A 15,356-nucleotide genomic window follows, 5' to 3' on the forward strand; every position below is an offset into this window, starting at 1 on the left:
ATAACTTTTAAGAGATCAGGCATTGAGTTTTTTCTATAGCATTTTCGGTTTACTGATTTTATTGGGCATTCTGGTGACCTTCCATGAGTGGGGGCATTATTGGGTGGCAAAAAAACTGGGAGTAAAAGCCGCCCGCTTTTCAGTGGGTTTTGGTAAGCCTTTTTGGAGTAAATACAACAAAGAAGGTGTCGAGTTTGCGGTGGCACCGATCCCCTTGGGCGGCTATGTAAAGTTTGTCGATGAGCAAGAGGGGAATGTTTCTGAGCAAGATTTGCCTTTTGCTTTTAATCGAGCGCCAGTATGGAAGCGGATATTAATTGTTCTAGCAGGCCCTGCGGCGAATTTCTTATTGGCGATTTTATTATACGCTGGCGTATACATGATGGGGATTGCGGTTAGCAAGCCGTTTGTATCCGAAGTGGCGCCTAATACTCTAGCCGCTCAAGCGCAATTCCCTAAAAACAGCGAAATTCTTGCGGTTAACGGCGTTGCGGTCAAACAGCTCGAAGATGTGGTGTTTGCGTTGGTGGACGAAATTGGCAATGACGAGCCAGTGGCGATCGAGATAAAGCCAGTCAATCAGCCTCGCCAAACAGTGTATTTGGATGTAAAAAACTGGAAAGAGCCAGCTCAGGGTACGGTATTTGATAGTTTGGGCTTGAGCTTTGGTGCTTATAAGGTGGCGCCAGTGATTGGCTATGTTCAGCCAGACTCTGCGGCAGACAAAGCCGGTTTACAAGCCGAGGATAGAATTTTAAGCATCGATGGCAAGCCGATTGCTTGGTGGTCAGAAATTTCGGAGTCATTACTTGATAATTATGATAAAGCGGTTGCTATCGAGATTGAGCGGGACGGTTCGACTCAAACGCTAATGACTCGGCCAGCTTTGAGCGTTCGCGGCGATCAAAAGTATGGTGTGCTGGGGGTGTCTGTTAAAGATATGCCTTTTAATACCATTCAATATGGCTTTTTTGAGTCCTTGCAAAAAGGTACAGAGCAGACCTGGCTGATGATGGAGCGAATTGTCAGTTTCTTAGGTAAATTGTTCACGGGCAAGTTATCGATTAAGAACCTTGGTGGTCCGGTAGGAATCGCCCAAGGCGCGGGGCAAATGGTACAAGCAGGAATGGTTGCATTCTTGCTTTATCTCGCTATGATAAGCGTCAATTTGGGATTCGTGAATTTATTACCGATCCCGATGCTTGATGGCGGTCATTTAATGTACTATTTGGCCGAATTAGTCCGGGGAAAACCAGTTTCAGAAAAAATAATGGAACTTGGCATGCGGATCGGCATCATATTATTGCTGACAATCATGGCGATTGCGCTATATAACGACATCAACCGAATATAATGTATAGAGACACCCATTAATGCGCTTTATAACAAAAACACTAACAGCTTTAACCCTATCCTTGGCCTTTGCAAAATCGTATGCAATCGAGCCATTTGTGATTGAAGATATTCAAGTTGAAGGCTTGCAAAGAGTCGAGCTGGGTACTTTTTTTACTGCTTTGCCAATTCGTGTTGGCGAAACCATTGACGATGCCCGTGTTCCTAACATCATCCGCTCGCTCTATAAAACCGGCAACTTTGACTTTGTAAAGCTCGAAAAAGTAGGCAATACGCTTAAGGTCTCAGTGGCAGAAAGGCCAACTATTGCTAACATTATTTTGAGAGGAAATAAAATTCTTAAAACGGATCAATTGTTAGATGGTCTTAAAAATTCGGGTATCGCAAAAGGCGAAGTTCTTAATAGTTTTGTTCTTGATAAAATGGAGCAGGCAATAACAGGACAGTATTTTTCCAATGGCCATTACCACCTAAACATTGAGAAGAAAACTAGAGAGTTATCTCGTAATAGAGTTCAGTTGATAATTGAAATTAAAGAAGGTAATACCGCGCTGGTTAAATCTATTAGTATTGTCGGGAATAAGATTTTCAGTGATCAAGAGCTTTTAGAGCAAATGGAATCCACCACGGGCGGTGCTTTTTCTTTTATAACTTCTGATAATAAGTATTCAAGTGAAGTCTTAGATAAGGATATTGAAACTATCGAGTCATATTATCGGGATAGAGGTTACGTTAAGTTTAAAGTAGATAAGACGCTTGTATCCTTGTCAGATAATAAAGAAGAGGTTTACATTACACTAAATGTTAGTGAGGGCGAGGTATTTAGGGTTAATAAAGTTAACTTTATCGGTGAGCTTATTTATGATCTAGAGCTGTATGAAAGAATATTTCCGCTCAAAAAAGACGATATTTTTTCGCAAGCATTGGTTACCTTCAATGAAGAGCAGATAAAGAATCTATTAGGGCTTGAAGGATTTACTTTCGCCGAAGTAAATACGGCTCCAGAAATCTTAGAAGATACCAACGAAGTTAATATCAATGTGCTAGTGCGTCCGGGCGAGCGCTACTATGCTAAAAGCATTACTTTTGATGGAAATGTTAGCACTGATGATGCAGTGTTTAGGCGCGAAGCTAGAATGCAAGAAGGGACGCCTCTGTCCTCTTCATTAGTTGAGAGATCCAAGCAGAGAATCCAAAGACTACCTTTTGTTGAAGAAGTTAATGTCGATGTGAAAAAGTCTGAAAATCCTGGCGAAGCTGATGTGGCTTTTTCAATAGAGGAGCGTAACTCTTCCGAAGCAACTTTCAGTTTAGGCTACAATGATTTTTATGGGTTGCAGTTGCAGGCTGGTGTTACTAATAGAAACTTTTTAGGTTCTGGTAAAACGCTTGGAGTCAATCTTAATACCAATAAAGCAATTGATAGCGTAAATGTAAACTATTCGGATCCCTATTTCTTCAATGACACTATTGGCTTTAACTCTAGTTTATCTTATCGGCAAACTGATTTTTCAAAGTTCAATACCATCGGTAAAAGTTTAGACACTCTAAGTCTTGGCTTTGGTGTTTATTATCCAATCAGTGAGATTTCGACGGTTAATTTTGGTGTTTCATTGCAGGATAGTACCTTGAAAGCTCCTGTCATCAATGGCGAGCAAGATCAGAGGATTATTGATTTTTATGATGAGCTTGGAGCCGATGCAAGGCTAGATGATTCGGTAGATTTTGATGTGATCAGCTTTTCTTTGGGCTGGCAAGCCAATACTCTAAACCGCTTTATTTTTCCAACCAATGGTTTTAGCCACAATGTAGGCCTTGAATACGCTAGCTCTTTAGGCGATGTTGAGTACTATAAGCTTCAATACGATTTTAAGCATTATTTCCCAATAAGTGATAGCGACTGGATCGTTCTATTACGTGCTAACTTGGGCTATGGACAAGGTTTGGGCGATACCGACCGCCTTCCGTACTTTGTGAATTTTTACTCAGGCGGGGAAACTACCATCCGAGGTTTTGAGACTAACACTATCGGCCCCAAGAGTATCTTGAGGCGAATAGGAGCAATACCTGTCACACCACCTATTCCTGGCCTCCCACCAGGCGGAGTTATTCTTCCTGAAGATCAAGATTTCATTTTTATCGAAGATAGGTTCTCAGTTGGTGGTAATGCTAAAGCCTTTACATCCCTTGAACTAATTTTCCCAACCCCGTTTCTTGCGGACAACAAAAATGTTAGGACTAGCGCATTTATTGATGTGGGCAATGTTTGGGATACGGAGTTTGACCCTAATAGGTTTAATGGTTTAACTTTGTTAAACGATGATATAACTCAGGTGCCAGACTATAGTAAGGCATCTCGCTATCGAGGCTCATATGGGATATCGCTACAGTGGTGGTCGCCTTTTGCACCCTTAGCATTCAGTGTTTCGCGAACCTTCAAAACCCAAGAGTTTGATGATTCGAAAACTTTTACCTTTACTATCGGTCAAACCTTTTGACGATTTTTTTATAACTTAGGAGTTTGTTTTGAATAAGTTTATTTTTGTTTTAGCCACAGTGTTAAGTGTTTTTTCTTTTTCGGCAATGGCTGAGACGCGTATTGCAACTGTCAATACGGGCTATATTTTAGCCAAAGCCCCGCAAAATGATGCGATTAAGCAGCGTTTGAAGTCTCAGTTTTCTGGACGTGAGAACGAGATTAAGCGTTTAGCTGAAAATATTAACAAAGATCGTGAGTCATTAGTCAAAAATGCCGCTACTATGTCAGAAACGCAAATGACTAATAGCCGTCGTGAATTGGAAAAGAAAATTTCTGATCTTCAGTTAAAAGAGCGTAACGCTAAAGATGATTTTCAACGCGCTACTCGCGAAGAGCAGCAAAAGCTTGGTGGTGAAATCAAAAAAGCGATTGATGCAGTAGCCGTTAAAGGTGGTTTTAACTTAATTGTTGACCGTCAAGCAGCGGTGTTCACCGACGTTTCTGTGCCTGATTTAACTGAGCAAGTTTTGGCTGAATTGAAGAAGTAATATTCCTAGGAGTGCTTTTGACTAAAACACTTCAAGAAATTGCATCTGCTATAGATGCAAAATTACTTGGCGAACCGCAGTGCGAAATCACTGCGGTTTTGCCGTTAAATAGATCCCATGAAAAAGCGATCAGTTTTGTTAATGACACCAAGTATTTAGATCAATTAACGGATATCAAACTAGGTGCTTTGATCGTTAACACTTCGATCCAAAAGAAGCTTCCTGCCAATTTTGAAATCCCTATCTTGCTGGTACAAGACACTTACCTAGCTTACGCCAAGGTAGCACAACTTTTTGACTCAACCCCCGTACCTAACCCAACAATTAGCGATAAAGCTGCTGTAGCTGCGAGTGCTACAATTGGCAAAAATGTTTATATTGGTGACTTCGTCTCTATAGGAGCGAATGTCAGTATTGGTGATAATAGTGTGATTGAAGCTGGTACTGTGATTGCACAAGACGCTAAAGTTGGTGTTAATTGCCGTATTTACTCCAATGCGAGTCTCTACCATTCGGTAGAAATAGGCGATAATTGCATTATTCATGCCAATGCGGTGATCGGTTCCGATGGTTTTGGCTATGCTAATGAGCAGGGTGAATGGGTTAAAATTCCACAAGTCGGAACCGTGGTTATTGGCAATAAGGTGGAGATTGGCGCCCACACCGCCATTGATCGCGGCGCTATGGATAATACTATTATTGAAGATGGGGTGATTTTAGATAACCACATCCACATTGCGCACAATGTACAAATTGGTAAAAACACTGCCATTGCTGGCTGTACCGCCGTTGCGGGTAGCGCTAAAATTGGTAGCTACTGCACCATAGCTGGCAGAGTCAGCATCATTGGCCACTTGGACGTTTGTGATAAAGTGCATATTACAGCTTGTACTTTTGTCAATAAATCCATTACAACACCTGGGGTTTATTCGTCGGCGACTACTTTCCAACCGAATAAAGATTGGCAAAAGAGCGCGGTCCGATTTAGACAATTGGACGATATGTGGCGTAAACTAAAGTCTCTTGAGAAAGAGATCAGAAATTTGAAAGAAGAGAACAACAAAGATGAGTGATGATGCGGTAATGAATTCGATGGATATTTACGAGGTGATGAAACACCTGCCTCACCGTTATCCGTTCTTATTAATCGACCGAGTGGTGGATTATACGCCTGGTGAATCCTTAACCGCGATTAAAAATGTTACGGTTAATGAGCCCTTTTTCCCTGGACACTTCCCACACCGTCCTGTCTTCCCTGGGGTTTTAATGTTGGAAGCGTTAGCGCAAGCTACGGGAATTTTGTCCTTTAAAACTACTCAAGACTTGCCTAGCGAAGGCTCCCTGTATTATTTCGCTGGCATTGATAACGCTCGTTTTAAAAAACCGGTAGAGCCAGGCGATCAGTTAGTGATGACAGTTAAGTTGTTGAAACGCAGACGAAATTTATGGCGCTTTGAAGCTGAAGCAAGAGTTGACGGTAAGGTAGTTTGTGCTGCAGAATTGATGTGCGCTAAATCTGACGTTTAATTGAGAACAAGTTAAATGATTCATCCAACTGCGATTATTGATCCATCAGCAACCATTGCCGATGGGGTTACCATTGGCCCTTATTCGATTATTGGCAAAGAGGTTACTATAGGCTCTGGTACCAATATTGGCCCCCACGTGGTGATAGGCGATTATACAGAAATCGGCAAGGATAATCGGTTTTTTCAGTTTTCTTCAATTGGCGAAGAAAATCAGGACAAAAAATACGCCGGTGAGCCAACCAAAACCATTATTGGTGATGGTAATGTGTTTCGCGAGTGCTGTACCGTTCATCGCGGCACCACCCAAGATAAATCGGAAACCCGCATTGGTAATAATGGTTGGTTTATGGCCTATACGCATATCGCTCATGATTGTGTGTTAGGCGATAATATCATCATGTCCAATAATGCAACCTTAGCCGGTCATGTGGAAGTAGGCGACTTTGTGATCCTTTCTGGTTTTGCCAAGATCCACCAGTTTTGCAAAATTGGTGCTCATGCTTTTGTTGGTATGGATTGTGCCATTAGTAAAGATATTCCGCCTTTTGTGTTGGTTGCCGAAAATGCCCCTTACGGTTTAAACAGTGAAGGTTTGAAACGTCGTGGTTTTAGCGGTGATTCAATCAGCGCCCTAAAAAAAGCTTACCGTTCCATCTATCGAAAATCCCTTAAAATTGACGAAGCGATTGCCGAAATGGCTCAGTCGGATGATATCCATGTAGCCCACTTAATTCAGTTCCTAAAAGACGCCAAGCGAGGAATTTTGCGTTAATCCATGAGCGCCGTTCCCCCGATTAAACGTATTGCCATTGTCGCCGGAGAATCTTCCGGCGATATTTTAGGTGCCGGACTTATTCGTGAGCTCAAAAAGCATAACCCTTGGCTAAAGTTTGAAGGTATTGGCGGTCCTTTGATGCAGGCGGAAGGTTGCGAATCGCTTTATCCTATGGAGCGGTTGGCAGTGATGGGTATAGTGCCGATCTTAAAGCGATTACCTGAGCTGTTAAAAATGCGCAAGGCGCTCGCGACTCGTTGGCAAAAAGAACAACCGGATTTATTTATTGGTATTGATGCTCCTGAATTTAATCTTGGTCTGGCGCAAAAGCTTAAATCCAAAGGTATTAAAACAGTACATTATGTTAGCCCTTCAGTCTGGGCTTGGCGTCCAAAGCGAATTTTTAAGATTAAGAAAGCGGTGGATCTGATGTTGTGTTTATTTCCATTTGAGCAATCGATATACCAAAAACACGCTATCGACAATCGCTGCGTAGGCCATCCATTAGCCGATCAAATTTCAATGAGTTCTGATAAAGCCACCGCTAGAGAACAGTTAGGCCTTAATAAAAACACTAAAACTATTTGCGTAATGCCCGGCAGTCGTGGCAGCGAAATGAAATTTTTGGCCGAGGACTTTATTCAAACTGCTAAGCTAGTCCAACAGTTTTATCCGGAGATTGAATTTATTGCGCCAATGGCAAATGCTGCTCGCAAAGCGCAGTTTTTAAAAATTCTTGAGCAACAGCAAGCGCCGCCTAACATTCGGTTATTTGATGGCCAATCACGTCAAGTTATGGCCGCTTCGGATTTGATCTTGATGGCTTCTGGCACCGCAACTTTGGAAGCGATGCTGATCAAAAGACCTATGGTGGTAGCCTATAAAGTGGGTGCTATCAGCTATCGAATTTTTAGAAAGTTGTTAATTATCGATACTTTTGCAATTCCAAATTTATTAAGCGGTCAAACCGTAGTGCCAGAGGCAATCCAGCAAGAGTGCACTCCTGATGCGTTGTTTGGTGAAGTGCGCGCTTGGCTTGAAGCGAGTCCTGAGCGTTGGCAAACTACCGAAGCCTTGTTTACCGACTGGCATCAAAAATTAAAGAAAAATGCCGATGAGTTTGCCGCGGATTCGATTTTGCACTGGTATTCACAGCAGAATATAAAGCCTAATGTCTGATCGCAGCCAATACCAATTGATTGCGGGAGTCGATGAGGTCGGACGCGGCCCCTTGGCTGGGCCTGTAGTAGCGGCGGCGGTTATTTTAGATCCCAATAAGCCGATAATAGGGTTGGCAGATTCAAAAAAACTCTCCGAGAGCAAGCGTGAACAGCTCAGTTTGGAAATTAAGGAAAATGCGCTAGCTTGGTCTATTGCTAGAGCCGAGATTGAAGAAATTGATCGGATCAATATTTTGCAAGCGAGTCTGCTTGCTATGAAAAGGGCCGTGGAGTCTTTATCCACGTTTCCGCAACTTGCCTTGATTGATGGTAATAAACTGCCAGAATTAGACTGTGCAATGGAAGCCATTATCAAGGGCGATTCCAAAGAAGCTTGTATTAGCGCCGCTTCGATTATTGCTAAGGTTTCGCGCGATCAAGAGATGGTGGCTATGGATGAACGTTATCCGGGCTATGGTTTTGCTAAGCACAAAGGATATCCCACCAAGCAGCACCGTGAGGCAATCGAAAGGCTGGGTATAACGCCTATCCATCGCCGCTCTTATGCTCCAGTGCAACGATTGTTGTTCGATTAGCGAGTTAGCGGCAAAGATCATAAGATTTTGTCAATGGTTGCTGAAATACAAAGCAACTGACCTTATAATGAACCTAATAAAAACGCTCAAAAATAATTATTTCTAAATGAATCAAGGCTTTATCCATTTAAAAGTACATACCGAATACTCGATGGTTGACGGTTTGGTGCGCGTGAAGCCTCTGATTGCCCAGTGTAAGTCACTCAATCAACCCGCGGTTGCCATGACCGACCAGATGAATTTGTGCGGTCTGGTTAAGTTTTACTCCGGCGCGGTTAACTCTGGTGTAAAGCCCCTAGTTGGTGCAGATCTGTTGATTGAATACCCAGAGCAAGAAGGCGAACATTTCCGAGTTACTGCGCTTTGTATGGATCAACAAGGTTACCTCAACCTTAAAGAACTGATTTCTAAAGCCTATCTTGGTAACCAGCAACGCGGTTTGCCCTTAATCAAAAAAGATTGGCTACCGCAACATAGCCAAGGCTTAATTATTCTTTCTGGTGCTCGCGATGGCGATGTGGGTAAGGCTTTATTAGCAGCCAACATGGATGCAGCGGCAGAAGCCTTGGGTTTTTGGAATCATCACTTTAACGATCGCTACTACCTAGAATTACAAAGAACTGGCCGTCCGCAAGAAAACGAATATATCCATCAGGTGATTGGCATCGCTCAAGGTTCTAATACCCCAGTCGTTGCCACTAATGATGTTCGTTTCTTAGATTCAAGTGATTTTGGCGCCCATGAAGCCCGTGTTTGTATTAACCAAGGACGAGTTTTGGGTGATCCGCGCCGTCCGCGTGATTATTCGAATCAGCAATATTTCCGCACCGCAGAAGAGATGCAAGAGCTCTTTTCAGATATTCCCGAAGCACTCGAAAATACAGTAGAAATCGCCAAACGCTGTAACTTGGATTTGATGTTGGGTAAATATTTTTTACCAGATTTTCCAATTCCTGACGGCATGACCATTGATGAGTTTTTTGCTGAAGAGTCTAGAAAAGGCTTAGAAAAACGCCTCGATCATTTGTATGACCGTCGAGCGAATAATTTTGCAGAAATTCGTGCGCCTTATGATGAGCGTTTACAGATCGAGTTAGACGTAATTAATGAAATGGGCTTTCCCGGTTACTTCTTGATCGTAGCCGACTTTATTCAGTGGTCAAAAAATAATGGTGTGCCGGTAGGGCCTGGTCGTGGTTCGGGCGCGGGATCTTTAGTTGCTTATGCGCTGGATATTACCGATCTTGATCCTCTGGAATACGATTTACTATTTGAGCGCTTTTTGAATCCTGAGCGGATCTCGATGCCGGATTTCGACGTTGATTTCTGCATGGAAGGGCGTGATCGAGTGATTGATTACGTGGCCCAAACCTATGGTCGGAATAGCGTTTCGCAAATTATTACTTTCGGTACTATGGCTGCTAAAGCAGTGATCCGTGATGTAGGTCGGGTTTTAAGTCAGCCTTACGGTTTTGTGGATAAGCTAGCTAAACTGATCCCTTTTGAGGTGGGCATGACCCTCGAAAAAGCTTGGGAGCAAGAGCCGGAACTATCCAGGCGTTACGAAGAAGATGGCGATGTTCGTGAGCTTTGGGATCTGGCGCGTAAGCTCGAAGGTATCACGCGAAACGCAGGTAAACACGCCGGCGGGGTGGTAATAGCACCAAATGATTTAACCGAGTTTGCACCGCTCTATTGTGATGAAACTGGCTCGAATATCGTTACTCAGTTTGATAAGGACGATGTGGAAAAAGCAGGTTTAGTGAAGTTTGACTTCTTAGGCTTAAGAACCTTGACGATTATCGATTGGGCGCTTGAAACGGCTAATCGACAATTGGCTAAGCAGGGCGATGAGCCAATCGACATCACCAAGATCGATACTGAAGATCAGCAAGTCTATAAACTGCTACAAAAAGCCGATACTACCGCAGTTTTCCAGCTCGAATCTCGCGGCATGAAAGATTTGATCAAGCGGCTGCAACCGAGTCGTTTTGAAGATATTATCGCATTGGTGGCTTTGTTCCGCCCTGGCCCCTTGCAGTCGGGGATGGTCGATGACTTTATCGCCCGTAAGCATAATCGCCAGCCAGTTTCTTATCCGCATCCGGATTATCAGCATGAGTCGCTAAAAGACACATTGGAGCCAACTTATGGCATCATCTTGTACCAAGAGCAAGTCATGCAGATTGCTCAGATCCTTTCGGGTTATTCGTTAGGCGGCGCGGATATTTTGCGCCGTGCTATGGGTAAGAAAAAGCTCGAAGAGATGGAGAAACAAAGAGCTATTTTCAAAGAAGGCGCAATTGAAAATGGAGTCGATGGCGATCTTGCCATGAAGATTTTCGATCTGGTCGAAAAGTTTGCAGGCTATGGTTTTAACAAGTCGCACTCGGCGGCTTATGCGCTGGTCGCCTACCAAACTGCTTGGTTAAAAACCCACCATCCGGCGGCTTTTATGGCGGCGGTGATGTCTTCGGATATGGACAATACCGATAAGGTAGTGACTTATGTTGAAGATGCGGAAAACAGCGGCTTAACCATACGTCCACCGGATGTTAACGAAGGTTATTATCGCTTCTCGGTAGATGACGATGGCAATGTGATTTATGGCATTGGCGCGATCAAAGGCGTTGGTGAAGGTGCGATTGAATCGATCGTGAACGAGCGCCAAGACAATGGTGATTACAGTGATCTATTCGATTTTTGCAGTCGGATCGATTTGAAAAAAGCCAATCGTCGAGTTTTGGAATCGCTGATTAAAGCAGGCGCTTTGGATAAAATTGGTCCTAATCGCGCGACTTTAATGGCAAGCCTTGACGAAGCGATTAAGGCCGCAGAGCAATTCAATAAAAGCCAAGCTGCCGGTCAAGACGATTTATTTGGCTCGGTGGTTACCGAAACTGCAACGCAACAGCATCAATATATTCGAGTGAAGCCCTGGACCGATGAACAGGTTTTACAAGGGGAAAAAGAAACGCTTGGGCTTTATTTAACAGGCCATCCGATTGAACGTTATTTGCCTGAAATTAAGCAAATGTCGATTCGTCGCTTGCGTGATTTACAACCCACTAGACGCGGTGAAAACACCAAGGTTTCTGGCCTTATTGTTGGAATGCGAGTGATGAATACTAAGCGTGGCGATAAGATGGCAATTTTAACGCTTGACGATAAATCAGGACGTTGCGACGTTACTGCTTATGCTGAAACTTTCGAAACTTACCAGCATCTTTTATCCAAAGATAATGTGATAGTGGTAGAAGGCGAAGCACGTAATGACGATTATTCCGGCGGTGTTAGCGTGAGTGCTAAAACCATTATGTTGTTTGAAGAAACTCGCGAGCGCTATTGTAAAAAAATTCTATTGTCTATTTCAGATTCAATCGTTGGCCCTGATACTTTGCAGGAACTTAAAGAGCTATTACTTCATAATCGCGATGGTGCCTGCCCATTGAAGATACGACTCGAAGCGCAGCAAGCGAAAGTTTCGGGCGAGTTTACCCTTGGCGAAGATTGGCTTGTGCAGCCCAAAGATAGTTTGGTTTTTGCCTTAAAACATCTTCCGGGCTGCGTGGATTATAAAGTGGTATATTAACTATAACTTACGTCCTAGTTTCCGCTCAGCAATTCTCTTTTCCCAGCTAACCTTAAAGAAATTTAATTTTTCAAAAGCGTTTAAACCGTGGAACACAACCCCAATGCCCCAGCCTAGCATGATCCAAATATAGGTCGAATCATCAATTCCTTTTTTATAGAGGAGAACAGGAATAAAACTACAAAGAGTAAAAGATGAGTTAAAAACTCTTTCACGCCTTTAGCATACTCAATAGCTTCATTTTCATCTTGCTCAATGGTTGCAACGGGTAATGGTTGTTCATTAACTTTAATATCTTGTTCGGTCATATTAGATTCTCCAGAAGTGGATTTATCAGTAGTTGCTGTTTCAGTTAAGGGAGTCGATATTATGACCGAGAATAGCCTGAGTATAGCACGGCAACTCAACGGCATTCATCAGCATTTATTACGGCTTTTGGCCGACATTTGCCCGACATTTTAATAAAATCAATAAGTTACAGGGCAAGATTGGAGGCTTGGTTAGAGAGTGAGCTTAGAGAGTAAGCCTAGAGCATTTTCGCCATTGATTCATGCTTAAGTAGCCACTCTTTTGCTTTTAATCCGCCTGCATAGCCTGTTAAGGAACCGTTAGCACCAATCACACGATGACAAGGCACGATAATCGATATTGGGTTTTTACCATTGGCAGCGCCTACAGCGCGACTGGCGTTTTTATTGCCAATGGCGCTAGCAAGCTGGCCATAATTCCAAGTTTTGCCATAGGGGATTTCAGTAAGTTTTTTCCAGACCTGTTGTTGAAACTCTGTACCACCAGCTTTAATCGGTAAGTCAAAAGTTTGGCGCTGTTGATTAAAATATTCTTGTAGCTGTTGCTGACAAAGTCGAATTAAAGCGGTTTCTTTCTGTGCCGCTCTTGCGGCGTGCGAGCTTTGCCATGGCTTAAACAGCAGTGCTTTGATGTGACTCTTATCAGCATAAATATAGACTTTGCCGAAAGGGGTTGGATATTGTTGATAGTTGATAGTCATAGGATAATAAAAAAGTAAATTATGTAAACCTAGTTACGGCTTCCCAAAGTTGTAATGTGGCATAGCTGCGCCAAGGCCGCCAGCTTTCAGTATCTTCAAGCATAAAATGTTTTAAGGCTTTTTGTACCACTAAATCGTTTTCGGGGAAGGCATCGCTTTCTTGCCCGCTTCGTAGTTTTATGTATTCCAGCGTCCAAGGTCCAATGCCTTTGATTTCAAGAATTGATTCCAAATTGTCGCCTTGAGTTTTTAGATACCAATTGGCAAAGGCCTTTAAAGTGGCTTTGCGACTGGCGGGCATTTTTAAGAAGGATAAATCGGCATTGGCGATTTGCTGTGGTGTTGGAAATAGGTGATATTGCTGATTGTATTTATGACCAATATTGGCTACTAGTTTTTGGGAATGGCCATAGGCTGCTTTTATTGAAACTTGCTGTCCTAAAATCGCTTTAACGCCAGCTTCAAAGCTATCAAAGCAAGCCGGTAGCCGTAGGCCTTTTTGTAGCAAGGGCTTTAATTTAGGATCTTGCGCTAGATGCGACTCAATCAGATCCGTATTAGCATTAATATCCAATAGGGTTTTAATTTTTGATATCAATGGCATCAAGTACGCCGGATCAGAAATTTTAATGCTAATGTCAAAAGCTTTGTTATCAGCTTTATGCTCTGCATAAAATTGGCCTCTAATAGGTTTCTCAGATCCGCGGTCACTCTCAAACTGAAAAGTCCGCTGATAACTTTTATCCTCCACTTGCTCAAACAGTGAAACTTCTCTTTGTTTTAAAAAGCTTTGCATTAATGGCCAGTTATAATTGCCTTGATAATGCAGCTGAATATTAATCGCAGAATCCCTACAAACTTGGTAGTTACGAATATCGCTAGGCGTTAAACGTAAGCTTTTTTTAAAGGCATCATTAAAGCGCCGAATGCTGTTAAAACCAGCACTAAAGGCAATATCGGTAATGGGTAACTTGGTTTGATGCAGCAGTTGTTTTGCAAACATAAGGCGCACATGGTTGGCGTATTTAAGTGGCGAAGTTCCCATATAATCTTGAAACAATTTGCGTAAATAGCGCTCTGAAATACCTAATTGTTGGCAAAACTCAGCGAGTTTTTGGTTATTGAGTGCGCCTGCTTGAATTTTGCTTATTGCTCGATTGAGCACCGCTTGAGTGCCGATCCAAGCTGCTGATTGTGGCGCAGACTCAGGGCGACAACGACGGCAAGGACGAAAACCTGCTTCTTGCGCTTGGATAGCTAAATCATAATAGATCACATTATGCTCTTTCGGTGAGGGCGCGGGGCAAATGGGACGGCAATAAATCTTAGTGGTTTTTACCGCGACAAAAAATTTGCCGTCGTAACGCGCATCTCTGGCCATTCGAGCTTTTTGGTAGAGTTCCGTCAAAGAGTTGATCAATGTGGTTGGTCTAGAGTGATCACATAATAGCACTTTGTAGAATCAGCAGTAGCCATATTCGGTACTAAATGATCATCTTGCAAGAAACAGATGTCTTGAGTCTTGGCGCGAAAGACGAATAAGCGATGGCAAATGAACCAAATAGCATTAAGTCCATCAAAAAGCATAAGGAACCGTAAAAACGTTAAGAGCAGTATGACGAAATTAACAGCCTTTATTGGATTGCTATTAGCAATGCTATTCGCAGTTAGCCAAGAAGCGGCTTATGCTGATGAAACCCTGTCTGAACAATTAGTTAAGGCTGCTAAGCAAAGAACTCAAAGCTTTGTTGTCTATAACGGCAGTTATCGAAAGATTGATTATCCAATGGGGGATGTGCCTGCCAATATCGGCGTTTGCACCGATGTGCTGATTCGTGCTTACCGCAAACTGGGGATCGATTTGCAAGAATTAGTGCACAAGGATATGAAAGCAAATTTTTCTAAATATCCCAAGAATTGGGGTTTGAAACGGCCTGATAGCAATATTGACCATCGCCGAGTACCGAACTTAGAAACCTTTTTTGCGAGGTTTGGTCAGTCATTGACCATCAGTCAAAATTCCAAGGATTATCGGCCTGGTGATATTGTCAGTTGGCGCTTGGATAATAATTTACCGCATATTGGGATTGTCTCTGATATCAAGGCTGATGATTCGGATAACTATAAAATTGTGCATAATATTGGTGCTGGACCGCAGTTAGAAGATATGTTGTTTGACTATACAATCGTCGGTCATTACCGCTATTTGCCTGCAAAAATCGAGCCTACTAATTTGTCTGACCAGTAGAGATTACTTTCCTTAACACCTTGATTGCAGGTAGAATAGGCGACTTATTCATGACTAAGCCAAATTC

Annotated in this window: 14 protein-coding genes; 10 read left to right on the top strand and 4 right to left on the bottom strand. The window is 42.8% G+C overall.

All coding sequences use genetic code 11. The features are described 5' to 3' along the window. Positions 1-22 precede the first annotated feature (22 nt). The 9 genes from rseP to dnaE all read left to right on the top strand — a co-directional run bounded on the left by rseP (position 23) and on the right by dnaE (position 12,032). Entirely contained in the window at positions 23-1,354 is a 1,332-nt protein-coding gene (rseP, locus tag NFS34_RS08155) for an RIP metalloprotease RseP (RefSeq protein WP_251359471.1), read from the top strand. 19 nt (positions 1,355-1,373) lie between these two features. Then, a complete protein-coding gene (gene bamA, locus NFS34_RS08160; protein ID WP_251359473.1) occupies positions 1,374-3,851 on the top strand; it encodes an outer membrane protein assembly factor BamA in 2,478 nt (825 codons plus the stop codon). 28 nt (positions 3,852-3,879) lie between these two features. Further along, complete coding sequence (locus NFS34_RS08165) at positions 3,880-4,380, top strand: OmpH family outer membrane protein (RefSeq protein WP_251359474.1); 501 nt, start codon at positions 3,880-3,882, stop codon at positions 4,378-4,380. A gap of 11 nt (positions 4,381-4,391) precedes the next feature. After that, positions 4,392-5,453, top strand: coding sequence for a UDP-3-O-(3-hydroxymyristoyl)glucosamine N-acyltransferase (lpxD, locus tag NFS34_RS08170; RefSeq protein WP_251359476.1), 1,062 nt, complete (start codon positions 4,392-4,394; stop codon positions 5,451-5,453). Next, on the top strand, positions 5,446-5,907 hold the full coding sequence (gene fabZ, locus NFS34_RS08175; protein ID WP_251359478.1) for a 3-hydroxyacyl-ACP dehydratase FabZ: 462 nt from the start codon (positions 5,446-5,448) through the stop codon (positions 5,905-5,907). Before lpxD ends, fabZ begins: the two co-directional genes overlap by 8 nt. Before the next feature lie 15 nt (positions 5,908-5,922). Then, the gene (lpxA, locus tag NFS34_RS08180; protein ID WP_251359479.1) at positions 5,923-6,681 is read left to right on the top strand and encodes an acyl-ACP--UDP-N-acetylglucosamine O-acyltransferase; all 759 of its coding nucleotides are present in this window, start codon (positions 5,923-5,925) and stop codon (positions 6,679-6,681) included. Between the two features lie 3 nt (positions 6,682-6,684). Continuing rightward, positions 6,685-7,863 (top strand): lipid-A-disaccharide synthase, encoded by a 1,179-nt coding sequence (lpxB, locus tag NFS34_RS08185; protein ID WP_251359481.1) that lies wholly within the window; start codon positions 6,685-6,687, stop codon positions 7,861-7,863. Beyond that, entirely contained in the window at positions 7,856-8,440 is a 585-nt protein-coding gene (gene rnhB, locus NFS34_RS08190) for a ribonuclease HII (RefSeq protein ID WP_251359482.1), read from the top strand. The genes lpxB and rnhB overlap by 8 nt, the downstream gene beginning before the upstream one ends. 106 nt (positions 8,441-8,546) lie before the next feature. After that, positions 8,547-12,032 carry a DNA polymerase III subunit alpha gene (gene dnaE / locus NFS34_RS08195; protein ID WP_251359483.1) on the top strand — a complete coding sequence of 1,162 codons (3,486 nt, stop codon included), beginning with the start codon at positions 8,547-8,549 and terminating at the stop codon, positions 12,030-12,032. Here the strand turns inward: dnaE and NFS34_RS11655 are convergent, their stop codons facing one another. The 4 genes from NFS34_RS11655 to NFS34_RS08210 form a co-directional block, all read right to left on the bottom strand. Continuing rightward, the gene (locus NFS34_RS11655; RefSeq protein ID WP_376707937.1) at positions 12,033-12,152 is read right to left on the bottom strand and encodes a 2TM domain-containing protein; all 120 of its coding nucleotides are present in this window, start codon (positions 12,150-12,152) and stop codon (positions 12,033-12,035) included. Continuing rightward, positions 12,146-12,340 carry a hypothetical protein gene (locus tag NFS34_RS08200; RefSeq protein WP_251359485.1) on the bottom strand — a complete coding sequence of 65 codons (195 nt, stop codon included), beginning with the start codon at positions 12,338-12,340 and terminating at the stop codon, positions 12,146-12,148. Before NFS34_RS08200 ends, NFS34_RS11655 begins: the two co-directional genes overlap by 7 nt. A 218-nt stretch (positions 12,341-12,558) precedes the next feature. Further along, positions 12,559-13,041, bottom strand: coding sequence for a methylated-DNA--[protein]-cysteine S-methyltransferase (locus NFS34_RS11585; protein ID WP_285834459.1), 483 nt, complete (start codon positions 13,039-13,041; stop codon positions 12,559-12,561). Between the two features lie 19 nt (positions 13,042-13,060). Further along, positions 13,061-14,461: a DNA-3-methyladenine glycosylase 2 family protein gene (locus tag NFS34_RS08210; RefSeq protein WP_251359486.1), complete on the bottom strand. Its 1,401-nt coding sequence runs from the start codon at positions 14,459-14,461 to the stop codon at positions 13,061-13,063. A gap of 195 nt (positions 14,462-14,656) precedes the next feature. On the opposite strand from NFS34_RS08210, the gene NFS34_RS08215 reads away from it, so the two are divergent. Continuing rightward, entirely contained in the window at positions 14,657-15,289 is a 633-nt protein-coding gene (locus NFS34_RS08215; RefSeq protein WP_251359488.1) for a DUF1287 domain-containing protein, read from the top strand. Positions 15,290-15,356 lie beyond the last annotated feature (67 nt).

The sequence above is a fragment of the Kangiella sp. TOML190 genome (genome assembly GCF_023706045.1).
In the GTDB taxonomy this organism is placed as follows: Bacteria; Pseudomonadota; Gammaproteobacteria; order Enterobacterales; family Kangiellaceae; genus Kangiella.

What these genes read in the sequence shown, in the direction of transcription:
- bamA (WP_251359473.1), top strand. Translation starts at nt 1,374, where the DNA reads ATGCGCTTTATAACAAAAACACTAACAGCTTTAACCCTATCCTTGGCC.
- fabZ (WP_251359478.1), top strand. Translation starts at nt 5,446, where the DNA reads ATGAGTGATGATGCGGTAATGAATTCGATGGATATTTACGAGGTGATG.
- lpxA (WP_251359479.1), top strand. Translation starts at nt 5,923, where the DNA reads ATGATTCATCCAACTGCGATTATTGATCCATCAGCAACCATTGCCGAT.
- lpxB (WP_251359481.1), top strand. Translation starts at nt 6,685, where the DNA reads ATGAGCGCCGTTCCCCCGATTAAACGTATTGCCATTGTCGCCGGAGAA.
- rnhB (WP_251359482.1), top strand. Translation starts at nt 7,856, where the DNA reads ATGTCTGATCGCAGCCAATACCAATTGATTGCGGGAGTCGATGAGGTC.
- dnaE (WP_251359483.1), top strand. Translation starts at nt 8,547, where the DNA reads ATGAATCAAGGCTTTATCCATTTAAAAGTACATACCGAATACTCGATG.
- NFS34_RS11655 (WP_376707937.1), bottom strand. Translation starts at nt 12,152, where the DNA reads ATGCTAGGCTGGGGCATTGGGGTTGTGTTCCACGGTTTAAACGCTTTT.
- NFS34_RS08200 (WP_251359485.1), bottom strand. Translation starts at nt 12,340, where the DNA reads ATGACCGAACAAGATATTAAAGTTAATGAACAACCATTACCCGTTGCA.
- NFS34_RS11585 (WP_285834459.1), bottom strand. Translation starts at nt 13,041, where the DNA reads ATGACTATCAACTATCAACAATATCCAACCCCTTTCGGCAAAGTCTAT.
- NFS34_RS08215 (WP_251359488.1), top strand. Translation starts at nt 14,657, where the DNA reads ATGACGAAATTAACAGCCTTTATTGGATTGCTATTAGCAATGCTATTC.